This window comes from Paenibacillus sp. RU5M, from assembly GCF_900221055.1.
GTDB lineage: Bacteria > Bacillota > Bacilli > Paenibacillales > Paenibacillaceae > Paenibacillus > Paenibacillus marchantiae.
Map to the genome: position 1 here is coordinate 751,917 of NZ_OBQM01000001.1, position 25,277 is coordinate 777,193.

Consider the following 25,277-nt stretch of genomic DNA (forward strand, 5'->3'; position numbering starts at 1 on the left):
AAACAAACACTATATATAGATCTATTTCTTAATTTTATATCAATATATAGCTTTGTCAAATGCTTATCGGTATCAATTTTGTGAAAAACCGGATGAATGGGCTCTATTACTAGGTTTAAAAAATTTGTGGCTTAGTAGATATCTATATTCGAAGACACGATATTTGGTGCATGAGAGAATTATGATTGACATTGAGAATTGTTATCATTTAGAATTTTGAAGAAGATTCGAAAAGAGGGATGCGCTATGATGACACATTTACAACAAAATCACCCAGAGGGTGAAGGACAGACAGCAGCAGATCTCGTATGGTATGGATTAAAGAACGTATTCAAGGATTCGGTCGACAAGGCCTATCGTTTGGTATACGAAGAAACACCAGATCATGTCATTCTTGTTGCTACAAATCGTCACGGCAAAATCGTCATTGATGGCATACCGCATCCGTTCGTTCCAAATAGTGCCCATTTAGTATTACCAGGCCAACGGGTCGAGACCGTTTATTTAACGGATGGAGAGCAGATCATATACCGGATTCATATCGGCATCATTCCATATGAAGGACAGAAGGTGTCCTTTGAGCATTTGTTGACGGAGCTTGGTAGGTCAATCACGTTTCCAGATGCACAGGTGCAGCAACTTTGCGAAAAAATCGTCTGTTACTGGCATACCGGTGATTCAACAGATCGTTTCGCAAGCCAAGCAGGTTTCCAGGACCTGCTGCATCTTCTGTTCAAGAAGCAGAACCAACACGAGAACGCACTCGAGAGAGCACGGAAATACATGCTGCATCACTATCAGGATACAATCACAGTCGAGAACCTGGCCGATGAAGCGGGCATGAGCCGCTATTATTTCATGAGATCATTCAAAGAGAAGTTCGGTCAGAGTTCGATGGACTATCTGGCAGAGATTCGCACCAACGAGGCCAAGCGTCTGATGGAAGCAGGACAACCGCTGAAGGACATTGCTCTGTTGGCAGGTTTCAAGGACCAACACTATTTCAGCAGTCAATTCAAAAAGCAGGTGGGATTACCACCTCGTACATATATTGCGAACAGGAAATGCAAAACAGCCGCGTACAGCTGGCCCAATATCGGGCATCTGCTGACCCTGCAAATCATCCCCTTCGCAGCGCCCATTGATCAGTTTTGGACAGATGATTACCGTCGGAAATATCGTTATGATGTCAAGGTAGCACTCAGCCACGACTATGATTTCAACCTCAAAGCATTGATGCGGGCCAGGCCAGACCGGATTGTTGCATTGGACGAGATGATCCCCGAAGAGGAGAAAGAGAAGCTGCGGCACATCGCACCGGTGTTGTTTCTAAGTTGGCACGGAGAGGATTGGCGGCAACATCTGCGGCGAACGGCCCGTTTTTTGGATCGGGAGAATGAAAGTGAAAGATGGCTTCTTCGATATGAGGAAAAGGTGGAAACGGTTCTTCATTATATTCCTCATTCGTTTCAGCAAGGTAAGCTAATCGCATTAAGTGTGTCTCCCCGGGGCATTCAGATCTGGGGTAGAAGAGCAGGAACCGTATTTTATGACGATTTGAAGATTGCCGCGGCTTCGGGTGTGGATCAGATCGAATTTACCAGATACGTGGAAGCCGAACAGCTTGCTGCATTCGATGCGGACGTCATCATCGTTAGTGTTATGAAGGACCATCATTCCCTGATGGTGTGGGAGAGGCTTCAACATGTGGAAAGCTGGAAACAGCTGCATGCCGTACGAAACCGACAAGTCTATCTGACACAGGGAGGACATTGGTTAAGCGAACCGATCCTGGAACATACAGCCAATCGGCATGAACTTCTGCTTCAGGAAGTAAACTTGCTATTTAGTGCCCGGTAATGGGCGAAAGTAGACATCTTCTTCTATTTTCTTCGCTGAGGAACATCTGTATAATCATCATGTGATAATCATTCTCAATACAGAAATGCGGAGGGGAACTCATGTCTCACACAGAAAATAATGATCTCTTTAGAAGAGATCGTTCAAAAAAGGCTACACATGGAAGGAAACGCGGATTTGCAGGATTGACGCTCCTGCTATTGGTTCTTTCACTTATGGTTGTTGCCTGCGGAAATAAAACAAATACAGCAGGGGAGCAAGCCACAACAGAAACGACCAAGACAAACGCAAGCGCAGCGACTCAAACTGCCGAAGAGCTTCAGACTCAGGTCATCGAACATGCCATGGGCAAAACGGAAGTTCCGCTGCATCCAAAACGTGTTGCCGTATTTGGTCTGGAGGATCTTACATTGTCCCTGGGTGTACCGATGGTCTATGCATACGACTTTGATGGCTACTACTTGGATGACCAGCTCAAAGCACTGAACATTCCGCTCGCTGGAAATGCGGATTTCAATCCGAATCTGGAAGCCATTCTGGCAACCCAGCCCGATCTTATCGTGGTTCAGCGAAACGCCATTGATGACAAAGCGTATGAGGAACTGAGCAAGATTGCGCCAACCATTGCCTATTCACCGGATGATTGGGAGAAAACCATTGTGGAAATAGGAAAGGCAACGGGCTTGGAAGATAAAGCACAGGAGGTGCTTCAGGCGAACACCGACAAACTGAAACAGGCCAAGGAAGATATCATTTCGGCTGTGGGCCCGGACAAAACAGTTGTCTTCATGCGTCCATCGGACAAGGATCTGCAGGTGTTCTTTCCGAGCTTCGCTCCACTTATCTACACTGAATTGGGGTTAAATCCAGACGAAAGCGTTGCAGCATTCCAGAAGGATACTAAGGACGATTGGGGAGTCACGACATCTCTAGAGAAGCTGCCTTCTATTGGAGCTGATTATGTGTTTGCCATCTACGGAGGATCGATTAGCACGGAAGAAGAGTTCAATGAAAACAGTGCCGTTGCAACGGAAGTTGAGAAACTTCATGTATGGAAAACGATGCCTGCTGTGAAGGACAACCATGTGTTCAAAGTGTCAGCCAGACATTGGATGATGTCCGGCCCAATTGCAGACGGCAAGGTGGCAGACGATGTGGTAGCAGCCGTCACTGGCAAGAAATAAGCCTGGACATAATCGTTCATACATTGTCTACAATTCAGAGATAGATTATTAAAGGCATGGCTCTATGGAGTCATGCCTTTTGAGTACGTTGAAGGTATGCTGATTACATCAAGTTCACTCACTGGCTTGAGGCTTTACAAAGAGAAACTAAGAAAATAACCAGAATATCGCAAAGATTTGGAGGTAAGACATGAACGGGACCCTGCAGCAAAATAGAATATTGATTGTAGATGATGATGAACGGGTCCGAAGACTTCTTCGCATGTATTTGGAGAAAGAACAATTTATCGTTGAGGAGGCTTCGCTAGGCTGGCAAGCCCTTGGGCAGCTTCATCACGGTTCTTATGCCTTGATCATTCTCGATTGGATTCTTCCCGATATTAAGGGAATTGAAATATGCCATTATCTTAGGACCAACTTAAGCATACCCGTCATGTTTCTGACAGCCAAGTCAGAAGAAACTGATCGGCTTGAAGCTTTCAAAGCAGGGGCGGATGACTTTGTCATGAAACCATTCAGTCCGAGGGAGGTTGTGCTACGTATTAAAACTATGATGGCTCGTTATAACGGATTAATCGAACCTGCGCCAAAAGATCATTCAGCGAGCGAGGTGTTGATTTCCTCCATTCTAATCAATCCAACTTCCCGTAGAGTCACAGTAGGACAAGAGGAGATTCATATGACTCCCAAAGAATTTGATTTGCTTTATCATCTGGCGACACACTCGGAAATCGCATTCTCTAGGCAGGATTTGCTGAGAATTGTTTGGAAAGTGGAGCATGAGGAAGATCTGGATTATCGGACTGTAGATACCCATGTGAAACGGTTGCGTGACAAACTATCCGAGTATGTGCCGAATCGGGAAGATCTGATTCAAACCCTGTGGGGGTTCGGTTATATTCTTCGTTTGCCTCACTGATTCTTATCTTGCAGTTCAGGAGGAGAATATGTCTTACAAACAAATCAAGTGGATGATCTTGCTCATTCCCACCTTGACCGTTGGACTGTGGGAGTATGTACGACATCAGTTTCTGCTCCCCTACATATCAATGAATTTGGGCAACTGGCTTACGCCTGTCATTGTATATGTCGTGAGTATAACGTTGTTAACTCGGCTGTTTCTGATTTTGGAACGTATTCAAAAAGAGCTGGAGCATGAGCGTGAAGCCAAAGCCGCATTGGAATCTCGTGAAAAGATGGCCAAGGAACTCCATGATGGAATCGCCCAATCCCTTTTTTTATTATCGGTAAAAGTGGGGCGTTTAGAGGAACAAGCCAAGTTGGATCAACAGTTGGACGATGTGTATTCGATCAAGAAAACGGTTCATGAAGTCAATCGTTATGTGCGTCAGGCCATTGCCGATTTACGTTATGATCCTAACGTTGACAATACCTTCACTACGAACGAATCGGTCACACTACTTGGTCAAATTCGAAGAATTGCCAAAGATATCCCCGTCCGAATCGAACTGGATTGGAGCATCCCGGATGATGCATTTACTGACAAAGAGAAAGTAGAACTGCTCGCTTGTATTCGGGAAGCTCTTTTTAATATTCAAAAGCATGCATCTGCATCCCAAGGATGGATTCAGGGAAATGGGCACAAGAAGTGCTGGAATATCACGATTCGAGATAATGGAAAAGGATTTGAGATGAATCCCTTTGAACGAAAGGATCGATATGGACTGAAAATCATGAGAGAGCGGATGAATGAGCTGAACTATAACATGCAATTCCGAAGGGAGCAGCAGCTTACTGTTGTCGAATTTTCAAAGGATGGTGAGATGTTATGAGTCATACTCGCGTACTTGTTGTAGACGATCACGCTCATGCGAGAGAAGCCATATGTGAAATTTTATCCATGGACCCCAGCTTCGAAGTGATTGGCGTCGTGTCGGACGGTCAACAAGCGATTGATTATACAGAACAGTGGCTTCCCGATCTAATCCTCATGGACATTCAGATGCCAATTATGAACGGTCTTGAAGCAACACAGCGGATCAAATTGGCGTTTCCTTATGTGAAAATTGTCATGATTACCGTCTCGGATGATGTACTACACCTTCTGGAAGCGTTGAAACGGGGAGCTCAGGGTTATCTGCTCAAAAACCTTGAACCCTCCATGTGGCTGGAATATCTTCATTCCATCGTTACAGAAGAAGCTCCATTGAGCCGCGAGGTGGCTTACCAAATCCTGAAGGATGTCTCACTCACGGAGAAAAAAGAACCTGACGTTCCACTAACGACAAGGGAAAAGGATATTCTGTATGGCGTGGCTGCAGGATGGACGAACAAAGAAATCGCTGTGAATTATACAATTTCAGAGTATACCGTCAAGAATCATTTAAAAAACATTTTGCAAAAACTGCAGGTTCAAAATCGTGTTCAACTGACACGTTACGCATTGGAGCAAGGGCTTATTACAGACCATAATCGTCTGTAATAAGCTTTTTTTACTATATCCGTGTGTTCTTTCTATTTTCATGTTAAGTGGATGTGATTTTTCTACTTTTACCACAATGACCTCACAATTTGGACACAAAACGTCCAGCTCTATAGCTAGCTTGAGCTATATGGTAAAAATTTGTTTTTATGTACACTATGAGCAGTGTGTTTCATGAAGGAGGTTATGATGTTTCGCGAACGGATTGTCCTGAGCATATTGCTGCTTATAGGGATACTGTTGATCCCGCTATCTTACCCGCTGGACACTGCAAATGCTGCTCCTGAAACCAAAGATGCTATTCCACTCCAGCCAATCATTGATGGTTCTAGACCTGGAGAAGTGCTTGTACTTGAGACGGGTATTTATTCTGGTCCCGTAAGTATAGACAAGAATATATCCATTCGAGGGGACTCATCCGTATTGGTATTGAATACGGATGCTGAATCCACCATTACCATTCGTTCAGATGGAGTGACATTGCAGGGTTTCACGGTACGACACTTAACAAATGAACCCACTGCAGCGATTCAGGTTGAAGGAGATCGAGTAGAGATCACGGGCCTGGATATTCAGAGTCAAAGTTTTGGAATCGTGCTGCGGGGTTCTGTCGATGGTCTCATACATAGCAATACTATTTCATGGGCTGGACCGGAGTCTGCTTCCAGTGGTCAAAAGGGGAATGGCATTGATCTGTACAATTCCCATCGTACCCACATCGAAGACAACAAAATTACGGGCATGCGGGATGGTATATATCTGGAGAACAGTCGCAATCTTACGGTTAAGGCTAACACGCTGTTACATACCAGGTATGGCATTCATTGTATGTATATCGATGGCTCTTCTGTTGTGGACAATGTGGGAGAGAACAACAGTACCGGAGCCATGGTCATGGGCGTCAAGAATACGGTCGTATCGGGAAACTCTTTTCGCAAACAGAACGAAAATGTGCATTCACAAGGGATTTTGTTGTATGACGTACAGCAATCCTCGGTTCATAACAATGTCGTGGAAGGTAACCGTGTTGGCATGAACATTGCTGAATCCTCAGGAAATCAAATTCGCGGCAATGCGGTGCTCCGGAATTTCATCGGAATTCAGCTCGTTCTTGCGGAGGATAATCAGTTTACCAGAAACCAATTTGTTTCGAATGTGATTGAAGCTTCAGCGATGGACAGCCGGAACAATGAGATGAAGGAAAACTTCTGGGATTCCTTTCAAGGTCTTGACCTGAACGATGATGGAATTAGTGAACTGTCCTATGGAATTAATCCTTTTTATGAGCAAGTGGTCAACCGGAATTCGGCCTATCAGCTTTTCTTTCAATCTCCAGGCATGATCTTTATGAGCAACTTGTTTACGGAAGGCAAGGCAGAGTGGACAAGCGACAGATCGCCATTAATGAGCATGGAAGCGGTATCACAGACGACGAAGGTAGGTACACAAGTGGTCAAAGAGATAACCGGGGTTTGGATCATCGGATGCATTCTGCTGGGCCTGGCCACTTTTATTATGATCAATATGGGGGTATTACGAAAATGAGAATGAAAACACATTGGAAAACAGTTATGGTGCTTCTCTTTGGGGTGCTGTTATTAACAGCTTGCGGAAAAAAATACGAGGCATTGCCTATCAATGAAGACGTGGATATCTGTGCCATTTGCAAAATGCAGGTGAAAGATGATGCCTATGCCACGCAGCTTACCACGAAAGACGGTAAAAATTATAAATTTGATGACATTGGTTGTATGCATCAGTGGAAAGAAGAGAACGGAACAGATAACATCGGAATGGATTTTGTTCGTGATTATAATGACAAGGAATGGATTGAGTACAGCAAAGCTACTTATGTATACGATGCTTCACTGCGTACACCGATGGCTTACGGCATCCTCAATTTCAAGGATAAACCATCTGCCGAAGCTTTTGTTGCCGAGCAGGGTGTAGGAACGATCATGACCGCTGAAGACCTTGCCTCCCACGACTGGAAACAAAACACAGAGACGATGGATATGATGGGTGAGCATGGGCATTCCGAAGAGGGGATGGGTGAAGGCATGCATGAAGAAACACATGGGGAAAGCGAATCAACGGAAGAATCAGGCCACAAGTAATGACCAATGAAGATGGTGATGCATGATGGGAGATATGGTACAAGTCGTTCGACGAGAAATGAAAATGGGATTTCGCAACCCATGGTCATATTCATTTTTGATTCTTTTCTGCGTGTTTAGTCTGAGTTTGTTAATCATCAATTCTCAGAATTTTGTAGCAGGATACTCTGGGACTACAGGTTCCATGTTAAATCTTATTCTTTATCTGTTGCCGCTGATGACCCTCTTTCTGGGCTCGTTCTCGTTGACTTCTGAAAAGGAAGAGGGCAGCTGGCAGTTGTTGTCCACTTACCCCATTGGCACGATGTCTTTTATTGTTGGCAAATATCTGGGGCTGTCGGTTGTATTAATGACGATAGTTACATTCGGATATGGCCTGATGGGACTTCTTAGCGGATGGGTGGGTAGCCCTTTAGATGTTAAGACATATCTTTTGTTTCTGGTATTCTCCTGCGGACTGGTGTTGCTATTTCTGACTATTGCACTGTTCATCGGTTCGTTATCCAAAAATCGCTGGCAAGCGTTAACGATATCGGTATCCGTTTGGTTTTTTGCTGTGATCGGGTGGCCCACGCTTCTAATCTCCATGCTAGGACTTATGCCTTATCAGTGGGTAAAACCCTTACTCACCGTTCTAACCTTCATCAATCCGGCTGAGTTGGTACGTTTGTTTGTGGTGATCAAACTTGGCGGGGGCTCGATACTGGGACCTGAATATTATCAGTGGGTAGATTGGGTACATCCATCGAGCGGGAGCTGGATCTTTATGGGGATATGTCTGCTGTGGATTACATGTTCTATCGTGGCAGTATACGGGATATGGGAAAGGGGACGTTCCCATGGATAACGTGGAAACAGAGATTGTTGGACTGTGTAAATCCATAAAAAAACAACAGATTGTTGAAGATATATCCTTTCGCGTTTCTTCCGGTCATGTGCTTGCCTTATGCGGCGGAAATGGGGCCGGAAAAAGCACCGTTCTGCGTATGCTTGCAGGTATTCTTCAACCTACCTCGGGTGAAATCATTGTAAACAAGATGCGCTGGTCCAAAGAACGAAAGCGATATTCGGAACAGATCGGATATATGCCGGATGATTATCATTTCAACCAGGGTTTGACGGCAGAGGAGGCGCTCCAGTTCTGGGCGGCGTTAAGGAAAGTGCCTAAAGCGCGAGTAACGGAAGTGCTAACCATGGTAGGCTTGGCCGATCAAAAAAAGAAACGGGTCACGACCTTTTCCAAAGGTATGCGGCAGCGTGTGTTATTTGCCCAGGCTCTGCTGTCCAAGCCTCCACTGCTGATCATGGATGAGCCGACGAATGGACTGGACCCCTTCTGGATGCAGGAGTTTGCAAATCTGATAAAACAGATCAAGGAGGAAGGGCATATGGTCGTGTTCTCCACCCACCTGCTTGAGATCGCAGATGATGTTGCCGATCACATTGTTTTTATGAACCAAGGACGTAATGTGGGAGATGGCTCTACTGAGGACTTTCGTCAACAGTTCGGGTCGCTTCATGCTGCATTTCATCATAGTCTTGGCTTAAAATGAAGGTGAATTTATTGGAAAAAAAGAGTAAAAAAATGAGTGCGAAAATGAGAAGTTTGCTTACTATCCTGATTGGAATGGCTGCTTTACTGACCGCTGTGTGGGCAATTTACCAGGGGACTTCATCATCCGAGCCCAAAATAACCGGTGCCATTGAAGCCGGTGCAACTGCTCCTGAATTCACTGCGGTTAATTCAGACGGAGAACAGGTGAAGCTCTCCGATTATCGGGGCAAAGTCGTCATGATTAACTTCTGGGCTTCATGGTGTACGCCCTGTGTGAGGGAAATGCCAATGATTAAGCAGATTGCTCAGACATATCAAAACGATGTAGAGACCCTGTTTGTCAACGTGGGGGAAGCGAAGGGCACCATTCGTGAATTTATGGAGAAACAGCAATTCGATTTCCCTATTATCATTGATGTGACCGGAAAGGTCTCTGGCCTGTATCGTATCACCGGGTTGCCAGCGACCATGATCATAGACCAGGAAGGTATATTTAGTCACATTCTGCTCGGTGAGTTGACCAAGGATATTCCTTTGCAGCAATGGCTGGAGGAGACCGTACAGCAACGGAATTGAAGCTTTGCAGACTTATGAACAAAAAAAGTCGAGAAGTCGCTCACTATACGAGCGGCTTCTTTTGTTTTATTTTTCCCGAACATCTTGCAAGCATAGTAGAATTGAAAATCGCAATACCACGGTTGTGCCTAATGAATCAATAGCCCCTTTGGGTGCTTTTTATGCTTTTCACCGAGTTGTCAGAAAGAGTTGATCCTTTCTTGAACATTTAGGGACGAAGACGTGTCAGTGATTGAATTGCTAATTCACAAAGATATAATAATTTTAACTATTAGGTCCTGTTAAGTACTTTGGCCCTTCAGTATCAGGTAAAACACAGCTCGCCAACCCATGCTCAGTCCAATAACTATGTGTAGCAATGCACAATGATGGTGTGGTAAAGCTCCTTCGTCACTTACTTTGTGAAAAAATTCTCTTTGTACATACAACGATGGAGGAACGGTTTGTAGATAAACTCTGAACCAGTCTAGTGGGGCTTCTATCAACCTGATAAAGAACGCAGTCCAAGGGCTGACTGACCTAATAATTAAAAGATTCAAATCAGTACGAAAATCGAACAGAGTTTGAAAGGAGGCAGTAAACAATGGCAATCGATACGGTGATGTGGAGCAAGCTGGTGACAGGTATGACGCTGGGCTTCCACGCTATTTTTGCGACACTTGGCGTCGGTATACCTCTAATGATCGCAATTGCAGAATTCATGGGGATTCGCAAGAAGGACCCCCATTACACACTGATGGCGAAGAGGTGGTCAAGAGGGTTTGTCATTTCTGTGGCGGTTGGTGTGGTGACCGGTACAGCGATTTCACTGCAACTGGCCCTGGTGTGGCCGAATTTTATGAAACTGGCAGGCAATGTCATTGCACTTCCGTTATTCATGGAGGTGTTTGCGTTCTTTTTTGAAGCGATCTTTCTGGGCATTTATTTGTATACGTGGGATCGATTCAAAAATCCATACATTCACTGGCTGCTGACGATTCCAATCGTCACGGGAGCAGGCATGTCGGCTGTGTTTATTACGACGGTGAACGGCTTCATGAACCAGCCTGGAGGCTTTGTCATGGAAGCAGGCCAATTCACAGCGGTTAACCCAGTGGAGGCGATGCTGAATACGGCGACGTTTTCCAAGGTGTTTCATGTATTAAGCTCAGCATATTTGACAGGAGCTGCCCTGTTAGCCGGAATTGCAGCCTTCTCGCTGCTGAGAAAAGGGGCATCTGCATACCACAAAAAAGCCTTGAATCTCATGATGGCGGTGGTTCTACTGTTCGGCTTACTGAACACGTTAGCGGGAGATGTGTCCGCCAAGTTTTTGGCCGAGCATCAGCCGGAGAAACTTGCAGCGGCAGAATGGCATTTTGAGACAGAAAGTGGCGCAGATTTGATTTTATTGGGATGGCTGAATGCAGAGCATGAAATTATAGGAGCTCTTCACTTGCCGAAACTGCTCAGCTTCCTGGCCTTTAGTGACTTTAATGCAGAGGTTACCGGACTGGAGGAGTTCCCGGAGGACGAATGGCCGCCGCTGCTCGTTCACTACCTGTTTGATTTAATGGCCGGAATCGGATTTACGCTGCTGGCTATTTCAGTTCTGTATTTCCTGTTTGTATTTTGGAAAAAGCGCAATGAGCTGAATAAGTGGCTGCTTGGGATCATAGCGCTAGGCGCACCGATGGCTTTTCTCGGAGTTGAGCTGGGCTGGTTCTATGCTGAACTGGGACGACAGCCGTGGATTATTCGGGGATATATGCGTGTGGAGGAAGCTGCCACTTCATCACCCAACATCAGAATGATCTTTTTCTTCTTCCTGATGCTCTACATCGTTCTGGGAGTGATGTGTGTTCTCGTACTAAGACGTTTATTCAACAATAATCCGGCAGAAGTCGAGATGGAGAAATGGATGAAGGAGAAGCGCAATCCGTCTACAGAAAAGGGTGAGCTTGCATGAGTTACGAACTGATTGGCATTTCGGTACTCTGGCTGTTCTTGTATGGCTATTTAATTGTTGCCTCCATTGATTTCGGGGCGGGTTTCTTTGCCTTTTATGCACGCTTGACGAAACAGGATCACCTGATTAATCGTCTGATCTCCCGTTATTTATCACCGGTATGGGAGATTACGAATGTATTTTTTGTCTTTTTCTATATTGGCATCGTTGGATTCTTTCCAGACACGGCGTATTATTACGGATCAGCGCTGCTCGTACCGGGAAGCATTGCGGTCATTTTGCTCGCCATTCGTGGGTCGTTTTATGCCTTTGAGAACTATGGTTCCAAAAATAACATCGTGTATCTGTTTCTATATGGAGCTTCGGGATTGCTGATTCCAGCTTCGCTATCAGTGGCGCTAACGCTGTCTGAAGGTGGTTTTATCGTGAAGCAGGGTTCGACGGTTTCTCTGGATTACTGGACGCTGTTTACCAATCCGTTATCATGGAGCATTGTTGGACTGGCGATTGTGTCCGTATTGTTCATTAGCAGCTCATTTCTAGCCTTTTATGCATCGCGGGCAGAGGATCACTCTGCATTGAAGCTGGTACGGACCTATGCCCTGTTCTGGAGCACACCGACGATTATCATCGCACTGACTGCATTTATTTATTTGGGACAGCACAATGAGCGACATTTTCAAAATATGATGGATTTATGGTGGCTACTTGCGCTTTCCGTTGCCTTCTTCATGATTGCGATGTGGCTGATCTATAACGGACGCCGCTACGGATTAGCGTTTATATGTATCATGCTGCAATTTTTCTGTGCCTTTTTCGCTTACGGAATTGGTCAATATCCTTATATCCTTGATCCGTTCATTACAATTCAAAACAGTGTAACCTCACCAGCGATGGGCTTCGCACTGGTTGTTGTGTTTATTGGTGGCATGTGTATGTTGATTCCTTCCTTGATTCTGGTTTTCAAACTGTTTCTGTTTGATGCGGATTATGTAAAGGGAAAAAAATAAATTGAATTCATTATGCGATGTAAGGGAGTAATCTCACAGGTTCATAGAAAGGAGGAGAGCTTACATGAAGAGGAAAACAAGCCTGATCTCTCAACAAATGTCTGGGCAACGAAAACGACTCGTGCTCCTTGCAGTGATTTCACTTGCGCTGGGTGCAGCGATTGTAAGTCAGGCTGCGCTGCTTGCTGAAGCAGTACAACGGATTTTCGTGGAGAAGGCTTCCCTTTCGTCGGTCGTCATGCTGCTCGGGATACTCATGGCTGTCATGGTCGTACGTACAGGGTTGTCTTATGGGAACGGAAAAGTTGGTTTGCATATGGCTTCCAGTGCCAAGACGAATATGCGGGCAGCCGTGCTGAAAAATTTGACCCATGCGTCGATGCCATCAACCCTTCGTGGACAAACAGGCGGAAAGGTCAGTGTTGCTCTGGATGCTGTGGATGAGGCTGACAGTTATTTCAGTCTGTATATGCCACGCATGATGGAGGCTGCCATCATTCCAATTCTGATTTTGGTGGTAACGTTTATGCAGCATGCCAATTCAGGCTTTATTATGCTGTTTACGGCCCCGTTTATCCCCTTGTTCATGATTTTGGTAGGACTGAAGACGAAGAACAAATCAGAGGAGAAATATGCGCAGCTGGCCGAGTTTTCCGGTACGTTTCTGGACTCTCTTCAAGGGCTGGTTTCGTTGAAAATATTTGGACGGGCTCACCGTCAGCAGCAGGAGATTGAACGCACCAGCCTGGGGTACCGTGATGCCACGATGGGCATTTTGCGGATTGCGTTTACCAATACGTTCATGCTGGAATCGATTGTAATGCTAAGCATCGGTATCGTCGCTCTTGAACTAGCAATCCAGCTGCTTGTATTCAAATCGATGTCGTTCCACACCGCGTTTCTCGTGCTGCTGCTCGTTCCCGAGTTCTACAGTCTGTTGAAAAATACGGGAACAGCTTTTCACAGCGGGCGAACAAGTATGGGAGCGGTTCGTAAGGTAGAGCAGATGCTTGAGGAAACGGCTGGGGAGAACCAATCGGCAGATAGCAAAGAAGGATTAGGTACATCCGATGGAATTGACGAGGTCGTTAACATGGAGCGGATTGAAAGGGAAAACGGGATAGGGATATTACAAATGCACCGTTCCAATGACGGTTCGATGCCGCCGTCCATTATATTGAACCATCTCCGATTTCATTATGCGCCCGAATCATTCGACCTTGAGACTGGTCGAGCACAGCTTGATCCGGGAGAACACATTGCCATTGTCGGCAAAAGCGGCTCAGGAAAAACGACGTTGCTCCATCTCATTGCGGGTTTGCTGAAGCCAGAATCAGGAGAGGTACTGGTAAATGGACAACCCCTATCCGAATATGATGAGGCTGGATGGTTCGAACATGTGAGCTACATTACACAGCATCCGTATATTTTTGCAGGTACATTTGCTGAGAACATTGCGATTGGTGCGGGCCGGAACGTGTCCAGGACTGAAATTGAGCAGGCGGCAGAGGATGCCGGGCTTGCTGAAGTTGCTGCCCAATTGGAGCATGGCTTCGATACCTTGGTTGGTGAAGGAGGTCGAGGACTGTCTGGTGGGGAAAAGCAACGACTTGCTTTGGCAAGAGCTTTTTTGAAGCGGCCTTCCATCATATTGTTTGATGAGCCTACGGTGGGACTGGATTTGCGCACGGAGCAGATACTGCAACGTTCCATTGCCACATTGGCAGATACCGCGACGATGATTACAGTGGCTCACCGATTATATACGATTCAACATGCCGATCGCATATTGTTTATGGACGATGGTGTGTTAGTGGATACGGGACGCCATGAAGAGCTTATGGCGCGTCTACCCCAGTATGCCGAGATGATTGATGTTCAACGAAAGGGGGGCTTGGCATGAATGAGCTAGCGATTTTGTCCAAAGCCATGATTCAGGAGCGCAAGGATATCATCCTTTCCATTCTAGGTGGGTTTATTGCCGGGATAGCAGGAGTGGCCCTCTTCTCGGCGAGCGGATATCTGATTTCGCAAACGGTCTTTGCGCCACCGCTGTACACCTTAATTGTACTCACCTCGCTGGTCAAGCTGCTTGGACTGCTTCGGGCGGCGAGCCGATACGGAGAGCGCTTGTATTCCCACAGGGCGACGTTCTCCATGCTTAGCCGTTTGCGTACATCCTTTTTTGCCCGACTCATTCCTTTGACGCCGGGTATATTGAACAAAAAGCGAAGTGGAGACCTGCTAGCCCGCATTGTTGGGGATGTGGAGAGCCTGCAACATTATTTTTTGCGCGTCGCTTACCCACCGATCATTGTTGTCATGGTCTTTTTGGCGACAGTGTTGTTTACTTCTGCTTTTTCATTCTGGATTGCGGGGCTGTTTGTATTAGGTATGCTCATAACGGCGTTGGTTGTACCAGGACTGGTTTTGCTTGGGCAGCGGAAAATACATGGACACGTTCGCGAGCAGCGGGCGCTGCTTTCCACAGAAGTCACCGAAGTATTGTATGGGTTCCGGGATTTGAAAGTTTACGGACAACTGGCTCAACGGGAGCAACAGCTGCAGCAGGCTTCTGCTGCGTTGACGGTCCAGCAGCAACGGGCTGCCGGACACCTACTGCGTGGGCAATCCATGCATGCTTTGGTTACGTTCCTTATTTCCTGGGGCGTGCTGACACTTGGTGCTTATCTGATTATGGATGGAGCGCTTGCTGGCGTGTTTCTTGCAATGCTGGTTATGGCCTCACTAACCGTTTTCGAAGAGGCTGCGGCAATGGCGACATTACCTTTGTATAAGCAGGATAGCGAACACGCAGCCAAGCGACTGACGGAAACCATACAGACCTCTGATAGGCAGTCTGTGTCTACGCAGCCAAAAGGCGCGTTATCTGGCAATCAGGCTGTTTCGCTTGATCTCTCCAATGTTACGTTTCAATATGAAGGGGAGTGGAGACCGGCGTTAAAGGACATTTCAATGCATATTTTACCCGGCTCCAAAACGGCGATTGTCGGACCGAGCGGATCAGGCAAATCAACGATTATTGAACTGCTGCTTAAACTGCGAACGCCTACAACAGGGGAGATCCGATTAAATGACATTTCGGTGAAGGAACTGGATGAGGCGAGCATTTGGCAAACGGCCAATGTTGTCTTGCAGCAAAGTCATTTCTTCCGGGGAACGATCCGGGATAACCTGCTGTTGAATGATGATGAACATTCGGACGAGCAACTATTGGATGTGCTAGCAAAAGTGCAACTGCCCAATACATCATTGACTGATGTAGTCTATGAAAAAGGGGAAAACCTGTCGGACGGTGAGAAGCAGAGGCTGGCTCTGGCACGGGCCATGCTTCGCAAGGGACGATTATGGCTTCTCGACGAACCTACTTCCTCACTGGATTACGTTACAGAAGAACGTGTGATGAAACATCTCTATGCACAAGCAGCCGAGGATACGTTTCTACTGATCTGTCATCGGCTTACTGGCCTGGAAGAGATGGATCGGATTGTGGTGATGGAACAGGGAAGGGTAGTGGAAGCAGGCTCCTATACGGAGTTAATGCAGCAAAAAGGTTATTTTTATGAGATGAAGAAGATCGAGCGGCAAATGATCGGAGAAGTTGGAGGGTAAGAGAATAAGATATACGTGAATTGCTCATTCGGAGACAAAAATATTCAAACAACAAACAGAGCTCATTAATTCTGAGCTCTGTTTGTTGTGGTTAGTGCAAGAATTACAGTACATATTATCCTTTAATTCGCATTTTTAGATGCGTTTTTTTATCTAATTAAACTTGGGATCTTACCCATTTTCGCAGCTGTTCCAGAGAAATAATTCATTTCTGCAACTGAAATGGGTTTTATGTTCGTTTTCTCGTCGCGTTCTTCTAGAACGTTGTCTAAACTTTGATCGGAGCAGTCTGGCTGTGGCCTACCTTCCTCCAACTTGATATCAATAAAATCAACGATTTGCTGAAGGGATGAGATTTGCCCGAGAATATTATTCCTTTGGCTCCTTAATTCCTCCACCAACTCATCGTATTCTGTGGGGTCAGCATTAGTGGAGAGCTTCAAGAATGGCTTCATGGCCTCCAGAGAAATACCCGTTTTTTTAAGGCAGCCTATCAATTTGATCGTATGGATGTCCTGCTGGTGGTAGACGCGATGCCCATTGTCCTTCCTGTCCGCCTGACGAAGCAATTGAATCTTTTCGTAATAACGAATCGTGTCCTCGGAAAATCCAGTTAGCTCCGCGGTCTGTTTTATCGTGAACGTTTGCTCGGTTATCATTCCGCACCTCCGGAAATTGAGACTTGGGGGTATTGTACATCTTGGAGTCGGCTCCAAGTCAAGTCTTTAACCTTGATAAAACGACATTTGAATTCATGTCTTGACTTTGAGCCGACTTCAACAAATAACATATGTCCTGCAAGGGAAGGAGGAGACAAGCAGCAAACACGAACGAATGTGAAATTATAAAACTAACTAAGGAGTGGAATTCTATGAACTCAAAATATCAACCGCTAATGGAGTCGTTTCTTTTCAAGAATGGAGTCGAAGTAAAGAACCGTGTCGTTCTTGCACCAATGACAATTTCTTACTCTCAGCAAGACGGTACGCTGTCTGAGGCGATGCTCGCGTATTACGAAAGTCGTTCAAATGGTGTTGGCATGGCTGTCACAGGGAGTACATTAGTCGCACCTAATGGCACGGTATTTGGTGGAGAACTGGCAGCAGATCGTGATGAGATGATCCCAAGCCTACAACGCCTGGCAATAGCAATTAAGAAGGGCGGAGCAAAAGCTATTCTGCAAATCTTTCATGGGGGGCGTGAAAGTCTGCCGGAAGTGGTACCAGACAGCGAGATCGTAAGTGCGAGCGCCGTTGCTAAAGAAGGGTTGAGTGTGATGCCCAGAGCACTTGAGGAGCAGGAGATTTTAGAGATGATACATGCGTTTGGGGCTAGCACACGTAGGGCAATCGAGGCTGGTTTTGACGGGGTAGAGATTCACGGGGCCAATCGATTTCTTATTCAACAATTTTTTTCACCATACACGAACCGACGTGATGATCGTTGGGGAGGAAGTGTGGACAAACGAATGGCGTTTCCGCTCGCTATTGTAGAAGAAGTAAAAAAAGTGGTGAATCAACACGCCAAACGGCCGTTTCTTGTCGGATATCGCTGTTCACCAGAAGAAGAAATGACACCTGGTATTACGATGGCCGATACACTAAAATTGGTGGATGCACTCGCCAATAAAAATTTGGATTATTTGCATGTTTCTTTAATGGACTTTTGGTCAAAGCCCAGACGGGGAGTAGAGGACAATCGCTCCAGAATGGAAATCATTTATGAGCTCGTGGGCCAAAGAGTGCCTGTTATCGGCGTAGGTGGAATCAAAACACCGGACGAGGCCCTTAGAGCGTTACAATCTGGTGTCCCATTTATAGCACTTGGACGAGAACTCATTATCGATCCGAATTGGGTTGGAAAAATAGCACAAGGCAGGGAAAGTGAAATTCGTAAGGAGATAACTTTAAATGATCAGGGCCAATTAGGGATTTCTGATCATTTGTGGAAAAAAATAATCAGTACTCCAGGATGGTTTCCGATCAAAAATTAAATTTGTAATGAACGATTTGGGCTATGAAACCTTTAGATTTAGGCGTTTCAAAATGGCATTCTGAGGCGAAATATTCGCCACAATAATCAAGTATATTTATGAGCGAAATGTGTGTTCCAAAATGATGAATAAATAAATTTTTAGAGATCGCTTGATTTTTTTCAATGTATCTGATATTGTAAGACCTGTGATTTTGGAAAGCAGATATATCAACATAAATCAGGTCTTTCCAGCAGATAATTTTTGACCACTTCTCTTAAGGAAGTTAAGGCCATACGGACAGCCGGGTCAAACGCCGATTGGCAACTTATGTTGCCTTATTGATTGAGTTAAAAGCTCAAATTTTATAAGTTGGTTACTTTACAACCAGTGCATCTGCACATCAACTTGTGAAACGGTCAATAAGAGTGGTAAAGGCGAATTATTTGCTATATAGACTCTGATCTGATATTGATATACATGAAGAAGCTTTCCGCTAGAGGAGTTCTTTTGAACTTTTTTAGTTATGGGAACTTTGCGTCTTTTTAATGATGTATATCGACAAGCAAGTGTGATGATGCGCGTTTGGGGCATTTTTCACCTTGCTTTTTTTGTTGGTTCAGAACGGGCGAAAAGTTGAAAAATGAGAAAAATAATGAAGTTAATTTTAAAAAAAATTCATATTGGGTTAGGAGAATGGAAAATGGGAAAAGCACTAATCATCGGCGCCGGCGGCGTAGCTTCAGTAGCAGTTCATAAATGCGTTCAAAACAGCGAAGTATTCGAGGAAATCTGCATCGCAAGTCGTACGAAATCCAAATGTGACGATCTTAAAGCCAAGCTGGACGGCGGCAAAACAAAAATTACGACAGCTCAAGTGGATGCCGACAACGTTGACGAATTGATCGCCCTCATCAACGAAGTTAAACCGGATCTCGTCATGAACCTGGCATTGCCTTACCAAGACCTGACAATCATGGATGCTTGCCTTGCAACGAAAACGAACTACATGGATACAGCGAACTATGAGCCGGAAGATACGGCAAAATTCGAATACAAATGGCAATGGGATTACAAAGAGCGCTTTGAAAAAGCGGGAATTACAGCTCTGCTTGGCAGTGGATTTGACCCAGGTGTTACTGGTGTATTCTCTGCTTATGCTCTGAAACATTACTTTGACGAGATTGAATATATTGACATTCTCGACTGCAATGGTGGAGATCACGGCTATCCGTTCGCAACCAACTTCAACCCTGAAATCAACATCCGCGAAGTTTCGGCTAACGGAAGATACTGGGAAAAAGGTGAATGGATCGAAACGAAACCAATGGAAATTAAACGTGTCTATGACTTCAAAGAAGTTGGCGAGAAAGACATGTACCTGCTTTATCATGAAGAGCTGGAGTCCCTGGCTAAAAACATGCCTGGTCTGAAACGCATCCGTTTCTTCATGACATTTGGTCAAAGCTACCTTACGCACTTGAAAGCACTTGAAAATGTGGGCATGACTTCGATCGAACCTATCGAATACGAAGGCAAACAAATCATTCCGCTGCAATTCCTGAAGGCGGTACTGCCAGATCCGGCGTCCCTTGGACCACGTACTGTGGGCAAAACGAACATCGGCTGCATTTTCAAAGGTAAAAAAGACGGCAAAGATAAAACGTACTACGTTTACAACATTTGTGATCACCAAGAGTGCTACAAAGAAGTGGGTTCCCAAGCCATCTCTTACACAACAGGTGTTCCAGCCATGATTGGTGCAGCAATGGTGATGACTGGTAAATGGAACAAACCAGGCGTATACAACGTTGAAGAGTTCAACCCAGATCCATTCATGGAAGAGTTGAACAAATGGGGTCTCCCATGGGTTGAAGACTTCAACCCAGTACTCGTTGACGAACTGCCAGAAGAAGCCAAAGAATCGGAGCTTGTTCGTTAAGATGCGGTTTGAGCAATTACCGACACCATGTTTTGTTGTTGACGAAGGACTTATCGAAAGAAATCTCAAAATCCTGAACGGTGTCATGCAACGTACAGGAGCCAAAATCGTGCTGGCTCAGAAAGCATTTTCCATGACCACGATGTATCCGCTCATTGGAGAATATTTGAGTGGTGCAACGGCAAGCGGGCTGTATGAAGCCCGCCTGGGTCATGAGGAGATGGGCAAAGAGAATCATGTCTTTGCCCCGGCCTATCGCGAAGATGAGATCGATGAAATCCTTTCGATTTCAGATCATATTATCTTCAATTCTTTCTCCCAACTGGAGAAATTCAAGGGCAAAGCGCTTCAGGCTGGTCGAAAAGTAGGCCTGCGTATTAACCCTGAATGCTCTACTCAGGAGGGGCATGAGATTTACGATCCATGTGCTCCTGGTTCCCGTTTTGGTGCCAAACAAGAGGATTTCCGTGCAGAGCTGTTGGAAGGAGTCTCCGGACTGCATTTCCATACGTTGTGCCAGCAAAATTCAGATGATCTGGAAACGACGCTGAATGCGGTAGAAGAGAAGTTTGGACAATGGCTGCCACAAATGGAATGGATCAACTTCGGCGGTGGACACCACATCACACGCGAGGATTATGACATTCCAAGACTGGAAGCTTGCATCAAACGCATGCAGGAAAAATATGGCCTGGAGGTATATCTGGAGCCTGGCGAAGCGGTTGCGCTGAACGCGGGCTTCCTGGTGACGTCTGTGCTCGATTTCCACAAGAACGGTATGGACATTGCCATTCTGGATACCTCGGCCACATGCCACATGCCAGACGTGCTGGAAATGCCGTATCGCCCGCCGCTTATCGGTTCGGGAGAAGCAGGGGAGAAAGCCCATCTGTATCGTCTGGGGGGACAAACTTGCCTGTCAGGTGATGTGATCGGAGATTATTCATTTGATCAACCGCTCAAAACGGGTGACAGATTGGTATTTGAGGACATGGCGATCTACTCCATGGTCAAAACCAATACATTTAACGGCATGCCGCTGCCAGCCATCGCAGTGAAAAGAAAAGATGGCGATTGCGAAGTGGTTCGTGAGTTCGGCTATCAGGACTTCAAAATGAGATTGGCTTAATACTTTTATAGATATAGCAAGAGCAAAAGGGAACCTGATCACAGGTTCCCTTTTGACGTTTCACATAGGATGGGTTAACGGCTGTTTTTATGATTAATCGTTGGGTTTCGAGGCTGCTCTTGCGGCATACGGAAAGATCGGTTCTTTCAATTCAAACTCATAGGTCAATCCATTTACAATACCGACGACGCTTTCGCTGTCATATAATTCAAGCAAGAATCCAGCCATTTGTTCTGCTGTATGAAATTGGGGAACACGGCCCTCATATTTGAACTGGTCCAGATCAAAAGCACGTTCCGCAAATTCCGTTTCCGTTGCAGCGGGCGCGAGCACTTTCGCTTGCATTGCAGCATGCTTGCCTTTTAATTCATGTGCGAGCCCTTCCGTAAAGGCACTTACATAGAACTTTGTTGCACAGTAGGTTACTGCATCCGGCACGATCGTATATCCACCTCCAGAGGAGATGTTAATGATCTGTGTGCCCTCAACCTCTGCATAATCACGCACATACAGGGAAGAAAGAATGGTTAATGCTTCTATATTCAGATGAAGCATTTGTTCGATTTTAGGTAGATGTTGTTCACCAACCGAAGCAAAATTTCCGAACCCTGCGTTGTTAATCCATGTCTCGATAGAGTAATGATGGAGACTTTCATAGAATGCATGGACATTGGCAGCGATGGACAGATCCACCGTGCGAATGACAATGTCCAGATCAGGATCAATTTCACTTACTTTTGATTTTAACTTCTCCAATTCGTCGGTTCTGCGTGCAGCCAGGATCAAATGTTTGCCGCGAGCCGCAAAAGCCAAAGCTGCTTCATAGCCAATGCCCGAACTGGCACCGGTAATCACTGTATACTTCATAGATATTCCTCCTGGATTTTCGGTTCATTATTTATTGTGATATGAGTACGAGTTGATTATACTGATTAGAGCTTACTCTAAGTCAAGCGGAATATAGAAGGGAGGATCACCATGCACACGATCGGTGAAGTGGCTGAACTACTCGGTATCAGTACCCACACATTGCGTTATTATGAGAAGGAGCAGATTATCGTACCGCTCCGTGATGCTAGTGGAGACAGACGCTACAATGAATCGCACCTGAAATGGCTGCAATTTGTAATCAAACTAAAAGAGACTCAAATGCCGATCGCTATCATCAAAAAGTACGCATCGTTATTTCAGGAAGGTGAGCATACGGCTGCAGAGCGTTTGAAATTGCTGGAAGAGCACAAAGAGGCGATTCAACAGCAGATGCACACACTTCACGCAGCAGATCAGATGCTGGAGAATAAAATTACGGCATATCGAGCATTAATCGGGAAATAATGTAATCTGATCGAAGAAACGAGCAGAGCGAATTCAGTGGTTACATATATGAGGATCTATTGCCAAAATAGTGAATTTTGTTATAGACTATTTTTTATGGTTGTTCATCAAGGGGGAAAAGGAATGAATCAAAGGAACGTGCAAAAATCGAACAAACTGAAAATCATCTCCAAAGTTTTATTGATTATGATTGGGGCTTTTATCACCTCATATGGCCTGGAAGCTGTATTAATTCCAAATAATGTATCAGACGGTGGTGTGACAGGTCTTAGTATCGTTGGCTCACAACTGTTTGGTTTACCGTTAGGGATGCTGATTGGTATCATCAACATTCCATTTGTATGGTTAGGCTACAAACAAATAGGTAAGAGCTTTGCTATTTATTCCATTATCGGTATTGCCTCGCTAGCTGTGGGTACAAGCCTTATGCACCATGTACCCACGATTATTCAAGGGGATACATTGTTAATTACCGTTGTGGGCGGGATTATCATCGGTTTTGGTATGGGTTTGGCGTTGCGTAATGGTGGGGCATTGGATGGAATCGATATGTTGGCTGTCCTGCTTTCACGAAAATTACCTTTTGGAACCAGTGATCTAATCTTATTCTTGAACATGTTTGTCTTTATTGTCGTGTCAACTGTATTTGGTCTTCAAGGGGCGATCCTGTCCGCACTTGCTTATTACATCGCTTCCAAAGTGATACATATTGTTGAAGAAGGTTTGAGCGGCTCCAAAACCTTTAAAATTATCACCAATCAACCGGAGATCATGGTCGAAACCATTCGTGACCGGTTAGGTCGTGGAGCAACTTATACCGATGCCTACGGCGGTTATACCAATGAACAATTTAAAGAAATTACCTGTGTAATCAACCGTATGGAAGAAAGCAAAATCAAGGATATCATACACGAAATTGATCCCAATGCTTTTATTGTAGTTTACGATGTAGCAGAAGTTAAGGGCGGAAATTTCAAAAAGAAAGATATTCACTAATCACTAAAATGAGTATGAGTTACTGTCGCATAGAAAAGCATATAACATACAAAAAGTCGCTAATATAGCGGCTTTTTTTTGTTTTAAAGTAGAAGTTATAGTGTCAATTCCGATCCAATAACTTCAATAACTTCTACCCTTTGAAATTTATCATTCTTTGCAAATCCTCAACTGTATTTCAGTCAGAAATTGCTCGGTAATGATCGTATCACGATTATCAATTTCATAAATCTCAAAAGGATCACCCATTACACGGAGCCCTTTTTCGTTGGCATGTGCAACGACCTCAAGCATTTTTTCATAACTTTGACGGTAGTTACCCCGATAAAAAAGGGATAGATACTCACCAGCTGGCAGGTTGTAATCGTAATCGATCTTTCCGGCTTCGTCAGGATTAAAGATAAAGAAGACGGAGTTAAAAACATCCCTCACACCATGCTTTAGTTCCTCAAGGGACACGGATGCACCATATAATTGGTTTCCAAAGTCCGGAATGTGACTTTTATGCTTTTGATGCAGCTTCTTAATTGCATAATCCATCTCCTCATCCCTAGTTATGCGTGTATTGAGTTGCAGACACGGCCGGTCGGGATACGTTTTGATGGAGAAAACTCCTGTCTGAATTTTGCTTGCGTCAGTCAATACCTTGATTCTGCCTTGAATAATACGCTGCGTAGTTTTAAGCTTTGCAATTTGTTCCTTAATCAGTTCCTGTTCAGTCAATAACAATTCAAGCGTATTTTCGACACTTTGCTGATCCAAATAAGCTTTGATCTGTTGCATGGTAAAATCCAACTGGCGCAGGTCCCGGATGATATTCAGTTTATACATATCTTGAAGGCTATACAGACGATACCCGTTTCCGTCCCGCCGAGGCACCAGCAACCCTAATTTTTCGTAATAACGCAGCGCGTCAACACCTATTCCGTAAAGCTTCGAAATTTCATTGATTTTATAATCGTTTTTCATCGGTTTTCTTCCTCGTTTACACTTAATTATTAGATGCGTGCGCGTATGCTGAAGGCGCGCCATACACTTCCTTATACAGCATTTTTTTCACCATTTCAAATTGTGTTGGGTTCAACTTTGCTGGATAACTCATGATCTTTAATAAGAGGGTTTCCTGCCCGACAGCACGAAGAGGCGGCTGAACATAAGAATGATCTCCCAAGCAGAATCCCAGGCGCTCGTAAAATCCGATCCTTCTCCGCTTCATCTCATCTTCTGGCAATTCAACTTCTAATATAACCGGCTTGGCGGTCTGCTTCATGAAACGTTCCATTAACCGCTTGCCTATGCCGCCTCCACGAATGTTCGGAGAAACAGCCAAATGCTCTATATATCTGAACGACTCGAACTCCCAGCCTGCGAGAAAGCCAGTCACTTCATTCTGTTCATTTTCCTCTGTGAGAAGGCGGTAGCATGAATGGGAAAGCAACTTCTTCTGTTCTGAATATTCCCGATATTCAGCTTCGGGAAACGACTGCTTCATAATTTCAAATACTTGATCAAAGCGTTTTTGTAACATCAACTTAATCCACTCCTGATTTGTAAAGCCATATTTGTTATAAACCAAC

The 25,277-nt window shown here is 45.0% G+C and carries 23 protein-coding genes and 1 pseudogene; 20 read left to right on the top strand and 4 right to left on the bottom strand.

The genetic code is table 11. The features are described from left to right. Positions 1 to 783 precede the first annotated feature (783 nt). From CRO25_RS34235 to cydC, 15 genes and pseudogenes are all read left to right on the top strand, one after another. Positions 784 to 1,008, top strand: a pseudogene (locus tag CRO25_RS34235) (helix-turn-helix transcriptional regulator); the annotation flags it as partial. A gap of 105 nt (positions 1,009 to 1,113) precedes the next feature. Next, complete coding sequence (locus CRO25_RS34240; RefSeq protein ID WP_373560305.1) at positions 1,114 to 1,860, top strand: ABC transporter substrate-binding protein; 747 nt, start codon at positions 1,114 to 1,116, stop codon at positions 1,858 to 1,860. Positions 1,861 to 1,961: 101 nt separating this feature from the next. After that, positions 1,962 to 3,044 carry an ABC transporter substrate-binding protein gene (locus tag CRO25_RS03595; RefSeq protein ID WP_079693896.1) on the top strand — a complete coding sequence of 361 codons (1,083 nt, stop codon included), beginning with the start codon at positions 1,962 to 1,964 and terminating at the stop codon, positions 3,042 to 3,044. Between the two features lie 190 nt (positions 3,045 to 3,234). Continuing rightward, positions 3,235 to 3,963 (top strand): response regulator transcription factor, encoded by a 729-nt coding sequence (locus CRO25_RS03600; RefSeq protein WP_064637232.1) that lies wholly within the window; start codon positions 3,235 to 3,237, stop codon positions 3,961 to 3,963. Between the two features lie 28 nt (positions 3,964 to 3,991). After that, positions 3,992 to 4,837, top strand: coding sequence for a sensor histidine kinase (locus tag CRO25_RS03605; RefSeq protein ID WP_063562788.1), 846 nt, complete (start codon positions 3,992 to 3,994; stop codon positions 4,835 to 4,837). After that, complete coding sequence (locus CRO25_RS03610; protein ID WP_063562787.1) at positions 4,834 to 5,487, top strand: response regulator transcription factor; 654 nt, start codon at positions 4,834 to 4,836, stop codon at positions 5,485 to 5,487. The genes CRO25_RS03605 and CRO25_RS03610 overlap by 4 nt, the downstream gene beginning before the upstream one ends. A 189-nt stretch (positions 5,488 to 5,676) precedes the next feature. Beyond that, positions 5,677 to 7,032 (top strand): nitrous oxide reductase family maturation protein NosD, encoded by a 1,356-nt coding sequence (locus tag CRO25_RS03615; RefSeq protein WP_256863553.1) that lies wholly within the window; start codon positions 5,677 to 5,679, stop codon positions 7,030 to 7,032. Beyond that, positions 7,029 to 7,604 carry a nitrous oxide reductase accessory protein NosL gene (locus CRO25_RS03620; protein ID WP_256863552.1) on the top strand — a complete coding sequence of 192 codons (576 nt, stop codon included), beginning with the start codon at positions 7,029 to 7,031 and terminating at the stop codon, positions 7,602 to 7,604. The genes CRO25_RS03615 and CRO25_RS03620 overlap by 4 nt, the downstream gene beginning before the upstream one ends. Positions 7,605 to 7,629: 25 nt before the next feature. Next, entirely contained in the window at positions 7,630 to 8,451 is an 822-nt protein-coding gene (locus CRO25_RS03625) for an ABC transporter permease (RefSeq protein WP_079694273.1), read from the top strand. Then, the gene (ccmA, locus tag CRO25_RS03630; protein WP_079693894.1) at positions 8,444 to 9,157 is read left to right on the top strand and encodes a heme ABC exporter ATP-binding protein CcmA; all 714 of its coding nucleotides are present in this window, start codon (positions 8,444 to 8,446) and stop codon (positions 9,155 to 9,157) included. Before CRO25_RS03625 ends, ccmA begins: the two co-directional genes overlap by 8 nt. Positions 9,158 to 9,189: 32 nt before the next feature. Next, positions 9,190 to 9,735 (top strand): TlpA disulfide reductase family protein, encoded by a 546-nt coding sequence (locus CRO25_RS03635; protein WP_256863551.1) that lies wholly within the window; start codon positions 9,190 to 9,192, stop codon positions 9,733 to 9,735. Positions 9,736 to 10,318: 583 nt separating this feature from the next. Next, entirely contained in the window at positions 10,319 to 11,683 is a 1,365-nt protein-coding gene (locus CRO25_RS03640; protein WP_079693892.1) for a cytochrome ubiquinol oxidase subunit I, read from the top strand. After that, positions 11,680 to 12,693 carry a cytochrome d ubiquinol oxidase subunit II gene (locus CRO25_RS03645; RefSeq protein ID WP_063562783.1) on the top strand — a complete coding sequence of 338 codons (1,014 nt, stop codon included), beginning with the start codon at positions 11,680 to 11,682 and terminating at the stop codon, positions 12,691 to 12,693. Before CRO25_RS03640 ends, CRO25_RS03645 begins: the two co-directional genes overlap by 4 nt. A gap of 64 nt (positions 12,694 to 12,757) precedes the next feature. Then, entirely contained in the window at positions 12,758 to 14,596 is a 1,839-nt protein-coding gene (gene cydD, locus CRO25_RS03650; RefSeq protein ID WP_079693891.1) for a thiol reductant ABC exporter subunit CydD, read from the top strand. Further along, a complete protein-coding gene (cydC, locus tag CRO25_RS03655; protein WP_079693890.1) occupies positions 14,593 to 16,326 on the top strand; it encodes a thiol reductant ABC exporter subunit CydC in 1,734 nt (577 codons plus the stop codon). Before cydD ends, cydC begins: the two co-directional genes overlap by 4 nt. A gap of 149 nt (positions 16,327 to 16,475) precedes the next feature. On the opposite strand, the gene CRO25_RS03660 is transcribed toward cydC, so the two are convergent. Then, positions 16,476 to 16,985, bottom strand: a complete 510-nt coding sequence (locus CRO25_RS03660; RefSeq protein WP_079693889.1) for a MerR family transcriptional regulator — start codon at positions 16,983 to 16,985, stop codon at positions 16,476 to 16,478. Between the two features lie 212 nt (positions 16,986 to 17,197). On the opposite strand from CRO25_RS03660, the gene CRO25_RS03665 reads away from it, so the two are divergent. The 3 genes from CRO25_RS03665 (at position 17,198) to nspC (ending at position 21,369) form a co-directional block, all read left to right on the top strand. Beyond that, entirely contained in the window at positions 17,198 to 18,319 is a 1,122-nt protein-coding gene (locus tag CRO25_RS03665; RefSeq protein ID WP_079693888.1) for an NADH-dependent flavin oxidoreductase, read from the top strand. A gap of 682 nt (positions 18,320 to 19,001) precedes the next feature. Next, on the top strand, positions 19,002 to 20,240 hold the full coding sequence (locus CRO25_RS03670; protein WP_063562779.1) for a saccharopine dehydrogenase family protein: 1,239 nt from the start codon (positions 19,002 to 19,004) through the stop codon (positions 20,238 to 20,240). Between the two features lies 1 nt (position 20,241). Then, on the top strand, positions 20,242 to 21,369 hold the full coding sequence (gene nspC / locus CRO25_RS03675) for a carboxynorspermidine decarboxylase (RefSeq protein WP_079693887.1): 1,128 nt from the start codon (positions 20,242 to 20,244) through the stop codon (positions 21,367 to 21,369). Between the two features lie 93 nt (positions 21,370 to 21,462). Here nspC and CRO25_RS03680 read toward each other — a convergent pair whose 3' ends face one another. Beyond that, the gene (locus CRO25_RS03680) at positions 21,463 to 22,236 is read right to left on the bottom strand and encodes an SDR family oxidoreductase (protein WP_063562777.1); all 774 of its coding nucleotides are present in this window, start codon (positions 22,234 to 22,236) and stop codon (positions 21,463 to 21,465) included. Positions 22,237 to 22,347: 111 nt separating this feature from the next. Between CRO25_RS03680 and CRO25_RS03685 the strand changes: the two genes are divergently transcribed. Next, the gene (locus CRO25_RS03685; protein ID WP_079693886.1) at positions 22,348 to 22,704 is read left to right on the top strand and encodes a MerR family transcriptional regulator; all 357 of its coding nucleotides are present in this window, start codon (positions 22,348 to 22,350) and stop codon (positions 22,702 to 22,704) included. A gap of 123 nt (positions 22,705 to 22,827) precedes the next feature. Continuing rightward, entirely contained in the window at positions 22,828 to 23,700 is an 873-nt protein-coding gene (locus CRO25_RS03690) for a YitT family protein (RefSeq protein ID WP_063562775.1), read from the top strand. A 150-nt stretch (positions 23,701 to 23,850) separates the two neighbouring features. Here CRO25_RS03690 and CRO25_RS03695 read toward each other — a convergent pair whose 3' ends face one another. Together CRO25_RS03695 and CRO25_RS03700 are read right to left on the bottom strand one after the other, a co-directional pair. Further along, positions 23,851 to 24,669, bottom strand: coding sequence for a MerR family transcriptional regulator (locus CRO25_RS03695; RefSeq protein WP_079693885.1), 819 nt, complete (start codon positions 24,667 to 24,669; stop codon positions 23,851 to 23,853). A gap of 22 nt (positions 24,670 to 24,691) precedes the next feature. Then, entirely contained in the window at positions 24,692 to 25,228 is a 537-nt protein-coding gene (locus CRO25_RS03700; protein WP_179132094.1) for a GNAT family N-acetyltransferase, read from the bottom strand. Positions 25,229 to 25,277: the final 49 nt, after the last annotated feature.